Origin of the sequence: Calditerricola satsumensis (assembly GCF_014646935.1) — a bacterium.
GTDB classification, from domain to species: domain Bacteria; phylum Bacillota; class Bacilli; order Calditerricolales; family Calditerricolaceae; genus Calditerricola; species Calditerricola satsumensis.
The window spans coordinates 1-531 of record NZ_BMOF01000112.1; the positions used below are offsets into that span (position 1 = coordinate 1).

General features: G+C 44.4%; 1 protein-coding gene. It reads right to left on the reverse strand.

Annotation, left to right across the window (positions count from 1 at the left end; genetic code table 11):
• Positions 1-106 precede the first annotated feature (106 nt).
• Entirely contained in the window at positions 107-463 is a 357-nt protein-coding gene (locus IEX61_RS12280) for a hypothetical protein (protein WP_188818266.1), read from the reverse strand.
• Between the last annotated feature and the right edge of the window lie 68 nt (positions 464-531).

Below are 531 nucleotides of genomic sequence, written 5' to 3' on the forward strand. Positions count from 1 at the left end.
GCTCGAATCCCTTACCAACCACATGTTGATTCATGGGGTCAGGCTCATTCTAGCTGGGGGCTATTTTACACACAAATAGGGACTTGATCAAACATAAGATTCTCCCTTAATCAATGCCCTCGCCGCCAACCATTTTTCTTCCAATCCGGTCAGGCTTAGGATGCGAATAGCGGTTTCCATCCTGATTGCCAACAACGATAAACTCTGCTCCGACACGTTGACGAATCGGCTCAACGAGGGGCTGAATGGTTTGCCATGGTTTATCAGATTTAAACGCTTGACGTATTTCGGGCATAAGGGCAACCGTCGTCGCTATACTGAGCGCTTGCTTTCCAATTTGCTCCTCGACAATTTCCTGTAACATGATAATAAACGTAGCACCGATTAATAAGATCACAATCAACAGCAGCAATACGACAAATATAATTAGTTTTGTTTGCAAAGAAAACTGGCACTTAACCATTGTGGTCACCTCCCTCAATGACTAACTCTTTTTCTCCGTTTTGCTCACTCATTCGCACGTTTTCTCCC

Excerpts from the sequence above, each read along its gene's own strand:
- IEX61_RS12280 (WP_188818266.1), bottom strand. The coding sequence starts at position 463 with ATGGTTAAGTGCCAGTTTTCTTTGCAAACAAAACTAATTATATTTGTC.